Raw genomic sequence first — 1,228 nt, 5'->3', positions numbered from 1 at the left:
TGTTGGTATTGTCGGAACGGGCTCTACAGCCGCTCAGTGTATTCCAGAACTCATTAACTCTGGGGCAAAGGTAAACGTATTCCAACGTACGCCTCAATGGATTCTTCCCTTGAAGGACTTTTCGATTCCTAATTTTGTAAAACGCTTATTAGGTAGGTTTCCGACTCTGAATCGTATCAGCCGCGCTAGTGGTAAGTTTTTCGTCGAGCATTTTTTCACTAAAGCTGTGACAGGCCATAAAATTCAGCGTTTTTTGATGGAGTTTTTCGTAAAGCTGAACCTGAAGCTAGCAATTAAAGATCCTGAACTTAGACGCAAATTGCGTCCCGACTATCAAGTTGGCTGTAAGCGTTTAATTATCAATACGACGTTCTATAAGGCGATTCAGAAGGACAATGCGGCACTTATTACTGAAGGAATAGATCATATCGAGCCCAAAGGTGTCGTGACTAAAGATGGTAAGTTACATGAGTTAGATACGCTTGTTCTGTCTACAGGCTTTGATCCGCTAGCGTATATGCGCCCAATGAACTTAATTGGTAAAGATAACACCCATATCAATGATGCGTGGGCAGAAAACGTGGGCGTTTACCGCTCTATGTTAATACCCAAGTTTCCCAACTTCTTCTTAACTCTCGGACCTAACACGCCGATCGGTAATTTCTCAGTTATCGCGATGAGTGAAGTACAGTGTGATTACCTTTTGAAGCTCATTAGCCAGTGGCGCAGTGGTAAGTTTGATGCCGTTGAGCCGACAAACATTGCGGTAGAAAACTTTAACGCCTATGTTAAGAACGGTCTCGATGCGACAGCGTGGGTTGGCGGGTGTACAAGTTGGTATCTTGATGCGCATGGTAACCCAATTTTATGGCCATATACTTGGGGGCGCTGGGTCAAGGAAATGCGTATTCCGAATGATGAAGACCTTCAATTCGCCTCGTATTCACAGCAATAATTTGAGCTCGTAATTTATAATTCTAAGAAAACGGTAAGTTTCCAAATAGAAACTTACCCGTTAGAGTTGTCCCGCTTTTATGAGAGCTATCGCAAAGCGATGGCCAAATAAAAATAGGATAAAGGTCTATGTACCTCGCAAAATGGACAATCTTGTTAGCGGTTTTTTGGCTGCTTCTTTCTGGCTTTATACAACCTCTTTTACTGAGTTTTGGTGCTATATCTGTCGCTATCGTTCTACTTGTAATCAAACGAATGGACGTGATCGACGAGC

At 42.8% G+C, this 1,228-nt stretch carries 1 protein-coding gene; it reads left to right on the top strand.

The window, feature by feature from the left end; translation table 11 throughout:
* Nucleotides 1-955, top strand: a 955-nt coding sequence (locus tag A3762_RS27905) for an NAD(P)/FAD-dependent oxidoreductase (protein ID WP_197469466.1), incomplete at its 5' end; no start/stop codon positions are given.
* Nucleotides 956-1,228 lie beyond the last annotated feature (273 nt).

The sequence above is a fragment of the Oleiphilus sp. HI0125 genome, assembly GCF_001635355.1.
Note: the sequence above shows the minus strand (reverse complement) of the source record. Positions and strands in the feature narration are given on the sequence as shown.